Below are 7,026 nucleotides of genomic sequence, written 5' to 3' on the forward strand. Positions count from 1 at the left end.
GCGCCGCCAAAGGGGGTTTCCCCCATGAGCGACTGCATCAAGACAAAGAGGAATGCAATCGTACCGCCAACAAAGGATTACAGCGCTTTAAAATTGATCCGAAAAGAATAGTAAAACTAAGCAAAATTATAAGCCTACTGTTCGTTTATTTAAAAATGCAAAAAAAATGATAATTAATAGATATAGTTATCCTCTTGAAGCACCATCATATTATATTGAATGCCTACTCTATAATGTCCCAAATAATTGTTTTGTTAACAATCGACAAGACACATATATAAAAGTTGTGAATTGGCTTTGCGACAATTTGAACAGTTCCTTCATTTGTCAAAATGAAATGCTTAACCTTTTTGGTAATAAACCAGAACAATGGAAATTAGAAAATGCTCAATATTTTATTCAAAGCTTAATAGAATTGTGGGAGAATTGGTATAATGCACGCTTACGCTACTAATGCAAAAGATAGAGAAACAATTCCTTTATATATTGCAGCAATTTCAGTTATGGCTGCACTACTATTAAGTTCTGTAGTTAAGAATTTACAATGGCAAGTTCCCTGGTGGTTAGATGCTCCGTCAGTAATGGGTTTTTATGGTATCTTTTATCAAGCTTTTGACAAGTTTTTTTGGCAGTTAAAGCTAGGCGACTTATCCTGTTCAAGTATTCCAAATTTACAAGGTACATCGGTAGGAAAAATCCATTCTTCTTACAATGATAGTGATTATGATGGAATAATTTTGTATGTTCGCCAAACATGGTCAGCTATTAATATTCAACTTCGGGCAACGTCATCTATTTCTAACTCAACAATGGCTGCTGTGAATACTTTAGATTCTTCTGAAGCTACTTTAAAACATGAATATGTTAATGAACCTTCTACTCGAAGTTTGTCAACAATGTCTATGCACAGAGGTTCTGCGAATTTACGTCTTTCACCTGATGGGAAATTTTTAGAAGGTGAGTATTTTAATGGAAGAGGTAGACAAACTTTTGGTGAAATGAAGTTTACTTTGATTACTCGAAAATATATAAATAGACCTCTCCATAAAATAACCTTGCTCTTTATTTAAGACAAGCTAAAGTTCTAAAATTAACTCTCAGAAATCATTTTTCGTATCTTTATTCGTGAAAATATATTCCCTGTTAAGCGTTCCCTACTAGATGCAAAAAATCTATATCTTTTTCACGCCTATGTCTAATAGAGATGAAGCAATTAGACAATATAACCAAATACATAATACCTAAAAGTATTGAATTAGAAACCAAACATAGTAACCGGAAAAAAATATTACTACGTCTTAAATTTATTTCATTTATCCTTTATTGATTCCTTCTTCCTTATGACGGATAAACCCACAGACTATGCTGCTATTATTCGAGCTGGAAATCAATTACCATCTCCTCCAGAATGGTTAAAAATTGGTGCAAAAGTCTATTCTCCTGAATATGGTATAGGTCAAATTACAGCAGTATTAGGAAAACGCTTAATTGTAGACTTTCTGGAAAATCATGCTCCAGTGCATTTTTATGATTGGCAAATAGCAATTAATGAGAAAAACATTAATCCTAGAGATAGTGCAAGTTTTAATCATAAAAAATTCAAACAGCCACAAAAATCCCAGATTCCCGCAGCAGAAATAGAAGCTATTTCCCGACCAGTATTTCAAACAATTGCCCAAGAATTTATAGATAATTTAATCGCTATAGATAATACACCACCAACTCCAGGAAAACTCTATCCTTTGCCAGAAAATTTACCAATTATTCTCAAAAATGCTCTGATTAAACAAAATATTACAGAACTCTATGAACATCAAATTGAATCATTAACCGCTCTGAGAAAAGGATTAGATATTTGCATTTTTACTCCCACAGCTTCCGGCAAAACTCTCTGTTATAACCTTGCTATTTTAGAATCATGTATCCAACAACCTCAGACCACAGCATTATATATTTTTCCCCTCAAAGCATTAGCATTAGACCAGATGCAAAAGCTAGAAAAAATGGTCTCATATTTCCCTGAAAATTCCATCAAAATTGGATTAATTACAGGTGACATATCCTCAGCAAAAAGAAAAAAATTATTTATTCCTAACCCACCCAATATTTTAGGTGTCAGCCCAGATTTATTACATTATCAACTATATAGAATTAGAAGTAAAGATGGAGAAGGTTGGCGCAAATTTTTTCAACAACTCCGCTATGTAGTTATAGATGAATCTCATACCTATAGAGGAGCTTTTGGCGCACATTTTTCTAACCTCATGCGACGGTTAAAAATGGCAGTAGACAGAGTAGGAGGCAGTTCAGAAAAACTACAATTTATCTTTAGTTCAGCTACTATTGGAAATCCCGCAGAAATGGCAATGAGATTTAGCGATCGCTCCCACGAACCGGAAAGACTTCATCTAATCTCAAAAAGTGGTGCTGATACTTCAGGAAAAACTATTTTATTTTTGCAACCAACTGATACTGCTAATCCTAATGCTTGTCAAATAATTCTCTCTTGGTTGCGCCATGATTTGAGTGGGTTAGTATTTTGTAATTCCAGGGGTGCAGTTAAAAAGTTGTTGGGGATAATTAAACGAATAGCTGATAAAAATGGAGAGAGTTATTTGGCAGATAAGGTAGCAATTTTTTATGGTTCTTTGGGATTTGATAGGCGACAGGATATTATCCAAAAATTGCAAACTGGGATGGTAAAAGTTATTCTTTCTACCTCCGCATTAGAAGCAGGAATTGATTTACCTGAACTTGACTGTTGTTTAGTGCGTGGTTATCCAGGTAGTTTAATGTCTTGGAAACAAAGAATTGGTCGGGTAGGAAGGAGAAATCCTGGATTAGTTATGTTTTTGCCAGTAGCTCAAAATCCTTTAGATAATTTCTATGGCAATAAACCAGATTTATTATTAAATGGTGAGGCAGAAAGTGCTGCTTTTAATCCAAATTATCCGACAATTTTAGGTAAACATTTAGAATGTAGTTGTGTCGAAAGTGGAATACCTTTGAATGAAATAACAGAACGTTTTGGAGAATTTGCTGGAGTAATTGCCGATAGTTTATTAAAGCAGGAAAAAATCTATATTAATAACTCTAATCAACTCTGGGGTTATGGTTATCCTCATCGAAATGTTAATATTCGCGGTCATGCTCAAAATGATGTGGAGTTAATCAATATTAATACTGGAAAAAGTTTTGAAAAAATGCAAATGAGTCTGGCACATCAAGAAGTATTTCCAGGAGCAATTTATTTTGCTCAAAATTATGATAGTGAGTTAATAACCTATCGTTCTAAGAATCTCGACTTAGATAAAAAACAAGCAATTTTAAAACCTCTAGGCAAAAATTCTAATTTAGAAACTAAGCCAAAAACTGGGTTAGTAATTAAAGAAATTCAGGAATTAGCAACACCTCAAATCATTCAAACTAATATTTCCCACGCCAGACTTAGGTTAAGTTTATTCTGGGGAGAAATTACCTTTTCCGTCACAGGTTATCAATTGTTTGCTACTAAATATGCAAAAGGAGTTGAAATTACTACAGTTGTGGATGAAGGTAGCTTCGATCCTCCTTATCAAACTCAATATCAAGCTCCTGTTGTTAAAGTAGAAATCAATTATGCTTTTAGTCAAGCTATACAGGAAAATATTACACCTATTAAGGAGAAAATTAAGGATAAAAATCAAGGAATAATTCCAGATGATTTCAAAGATTTATGGAATTGTCATCCAGATTTTATTGCATTGCATAGTATGGGGCATCAAATCATATCTGCTCTTCCATTAGTAGTGTTAAGTTCTAGTCAAGATGTAGAATGCTTTGTTCAGCGACAAGGAGGAGAAACAGTAGGTTATTTTTTTGATACTTGTGATGGTGGAAATGGAGCGAGTGAGGCAATTTTTAATCAACTGTTGAAATTTGCACAAAAAGCAAAAGAATTAGCAAAAAATTGTGATTGTGAATATGGTTGTCCCCGGTGTTTAACTCAACATCGTTGTCCTCAGCAAAATCGAGGTTTGTACAAAGATTTGGGTTTGTTGCTTTTAGAGGCAATCCACTATAAATAAAGTCAAAAGTTACCGAATTATTAATTATTAATAATTAATAATTAAATAATTCTGGTTTAAAGCCTCCCCTTGGATAGGGAAAAAAAGTGCTAGGATATTTCCTTATCTTCAATCTGATGGTTTTAACCAGAGGCAATTATCAATTATCAATTATCCATTATCCATTATCAATTAATGAACCCAATCTAAGGAACTACCAAAATTGGACAAGGAGACAGATTAATAATCCGATTACTGACACTATCAGTAGCTCCTTCCTCAGTCAAACCTCCTCGGGAGCCAATCACAATTAAATCAGCTTCAATCTCATCAGCGACATCACAGATAGTAAAAGCAGGATGGCCTTCTCTTTGGACAACTTCAGCTTCAATACCCTGTTGGGTAAACATAGATTTGGCCTCCTGTAACAGTTGAGTAACTGTTTCTGAAGAAGTCATTTCTGGATGAAATGGCTCTTGGCCTTCGGAAACTACTTCCACTACTGATACTAATACCAGGCGAGCCTGATATGTTTTGACAATGTTAATCACTTTCTCCGCAGCTTCGCGAGCTTCTCGGCTACGGTCTACAGGAAATAGAACTGTTTTAAACATAGAAATATATTTGGGGCACGGAGTCCGATAAAATGTTTACCGTGAACGAATTGTTGTAACCTAATTCTATCTGTTTATGGGCCAATAATCTGACCATAGATGGATATAGATTTAAGACAAATACTAGGAGATTAATCCTGTGACAAAAAAAACTGTAGCAAATTTATCGGCATCTGACTTATCTGGCAAAAAGGTACTTATGCGGGCTGATTTTAACGTGCCTGTTGATAATGGTAGTATTACAGATGATACTCGGATTCGGGCGGCTCTTCCTACAATTCAAGATTTAATTGGCAAAGGTGCAAAAGTTATCTTGACTAGCCACTTTGGACGTCCGAAGGGAAAAGTAAATGATGATATGCGTCTGACTCTTGTGGGAGAAAGACTTTCTGAAGTATTGGGTAAGGAAGTTAAAAAGTGTGACGACTGCGTTGGTGAGGCAGTAACTTCTACTGTGGCAGCGATGCAAGATGGTGATGTAGTTTTGCTGGAGAATGTTCGTTTCTACCCTGGAGAGGAGGGAAATGACCCAGAGTTTGCCAAGCAACTTGCTTCTGTGGCAGATGTATATGTGAATGATGCTTTTGGAACTGCTCACCGCGCTCATGCTTCGACTGAGGGTGTGACTAAATATTTGAGTCCTTCTGTGGGTGGTTATTTAATTGAGAAGGAATTGAAATTCCTCCAAGGTGCAATTGATGATCCTCAAAAACCTTTAGCTGCTATTATTGGTGGTTCTAAGGTTTCTAGTAAGATTGGTGTGATTGATGCTTTGTTGGATAAGTGCGATAAGTTGCTCTTGGGTGGCGGTATGATTTTCACTTTCTACAAAGCTCGTGGTTTGAGTGTGGGTAAGTCTTTGGTTGAAGACGATAAGTTAGAATTGGCAAAATCTCTGGAAGCTAAGGCAAAAGAGAAAGGTGTGCAGATGTTGTTACCTACTGATGTGGTTGTAGCTGATAAGTTTGACGCTGAGGCGAATACTCAAACTGTTAGTGTTGAAGCTATTCCAGATGGTTGGATGGGTTTGGATATCGGTCCTGACTCTGCAAAAGTTTTCCAAGATGCTTTAGCAGACTGCAAGACTGTAATTTGGAACGGTCCGATGGGTGTGTTTGAAATGGAGAAGTTTGCTAAGGGTACTGAAGCGATCGCCCGGACTCTTGCTGATAAGCAGGATGCTATTACTATTATTGGTGGTGGTGACTCTGTTGCTGCGGTGGAGCAGTTAAATTTGGGTGAAAAAATGAGTCATATTTCTACTGGTGGTGGTGCTAGTTTGGAATTATTGGAAGGTAAAGAGTTACCTGGTATTGTTGCTTTAGATGAAGCGTAAATAATGGATAATTGATAATGGATAATTGATAATGACAATTTTCTCTGAATTATTAATTATTAATTATTAATTATTAATTAGTCGGTGCTTCTCTGTTTTGCGCGATTAAATAGAGAAGCACTTATCTATAATAATCAACAAGAAGCTCTGGGAGAAAGTTGTATAGTTGATGCTTATAGTTGTTATTTTACTAAGTAATTATAGACAAAAGGTTTAATAGAATAAAGCTACTGCTCCAATGCTTTAAAATTCAAATCCTCCGCAAAAATCATTCCGCTTTGGTTTCACAAATGCTGTGCTGTCTCAAAAAAGAAGTCCTTTCTATAATTGTGAATTTTTTTCCTACAGCCACCTAATTTTTTATTTTCAGCCAGCATCGTAAACCTTTCTTCTGATTCTTTAGTTTCCTTATATAGCAATCGTAAATAGGTTGTAAGATTTGACCGTAGGGGTTTGGTTCCCAAATCCTATTCGTGCTTGGGTTTGGAGACCAAACTCCTACAGTTTTTTCTCATATCTGACTTCTGATTGCTATATAATAATCCGGCTAAAAAGTCGTAATTGCGACCAAAGCAACTAATATTAGGGGTTTAGGAGATTGCTATCCGTTCCGGAATGCTCCGCAAACCTTTTACTCCGTTCCAGTCGCAATGACTAGGCTATAGTAATTGTCCAGATTTTATAATTAGACATAGGTGATATCATGTCCGCTGGTATCGTTTGTTTAAAAGTTGGGGAAATATTTACCTTATTTAAGCTTTTTCCTTTTCTTCTTTCTTCTTTCTTCTTCCTTCTGTCCTAGATAACTAAAGCCTTCTGTCCTAGATAACTAAAGCCTTCTTCCTTACCTTCTCTATAGAAGCCCTAACAGTATCTCCAGAAAATAGGTCCTGGTGGAGAAGTAATTGATAAAAAATGAGTGAGAATTGATTTGAGGATTGGATGAGTGGGAGATATCTAATACAGCCCATCTCCCCATCTCCCCATCTCTCTCCTCTGTTTTTAAATAGATCCCTTCAGGGGTTCTATA

At 35.8% G+C, this 7,026-nt stretch carries 4 protein-coding genes; 3 read left to right on the plus strand and 1 reads right to left on the minus strand.

Annotation, left to right across the window (positions count from 1 at the left end; all coding sequences use genetic code 11):
* The first annotated feature begins 434 nt into the window (after positions 1 to 434).
* The gene (locus tag AFK68_RS17330; protein WP_094673854.1) at positions 435 to 1,070 is read left to right on the plus strand and encodes a hypothetical protein; all 636 of its coding nucleotides are present in this window, start codon (positions 435 to 437) and stop codon (positions 1,068 to 1,070) included.
* A gap of 270 nt (positions 1,071 to 1,340) precedes the next feature.
* Positions 1,341 to 4,067 carry a DEAD/DEAH box helicase gene (locus AFK68_RS17335; protein WP_094673855.1) on the plus strand — a complete coding sequence of 909 codons (2,727 nt, stop codon included), beginning with the start codon at positions 1,341 to 1,343 and terminating at the stop codon, positions 4,065 to 4,067.
* A gap of 185 nt (positions 4,068 to 4,252) precedes the next feature.
* Here the strand turns inward: AFK68_RS17335 and AFK68_RS17340 are convergent, their stop codons facing one another.
* Entirely contained in the window at positions 4,253 to 4,660 is a 408-nt protein-coding gene (locus AFK68_RS17340; RefSeq protein WP_094673856.1) for a universal stress protein, read from the minus strand.
* Between the two features lie 139 nt (positions 4,661 to 4,799).
* Between AFK68_RS17340 and pgk the strand changes: the two genes are divergently transcribed.
* Positions 4,800 to 5,996, plus strand: a complete 1,197-nt coding sequence (gene pgk, locus AFK68_RS17345; protein ID WP_094673857.1) for a phosphoglycerate kinase — start codon at positions 4,800 to 4,802, stop codon at positions 5,994 to 5,996.
* The last annotated feature ends 1,030 nt before the right edge of the window (positions 5,997 to 7,026 follow it).

It is taken from the genome of Hydrocoleum sp. CS-953 (genome assembly GCF_002260545.1).
Taxonomy (GTDB): domain Bacteria; phylum Cyanobacteriota; class Cyanobacteriia; order Cyanobacteriales; family Microcoleaceae; genus Trichodesmium.

Bases quoted from the DNA above. Each gene is read 5' to 3' on its own strand.
- AFK68_RS17330 (WP_094673854.1), top strand. From the start codon at position 435: ATGCACGCTTACGCTACTAATGCAAAAGATAGAGAAACAATTCCTTTA.
- AFK68_RS17335 (WP_094673855.1), top strand. From the start codon at position 1,341: ATGACGGATAAACCCACAGACTATGCTGCTATTATTCGAGCTGGAAAT.
- AFK68_RS17340 (WP_094673856.1), bottom strand. From the start codon at position 4,660: ATGTTTAAAACAGTTCTATTTCCTGTAGACCGTAGCCGAGAAGCTCGC.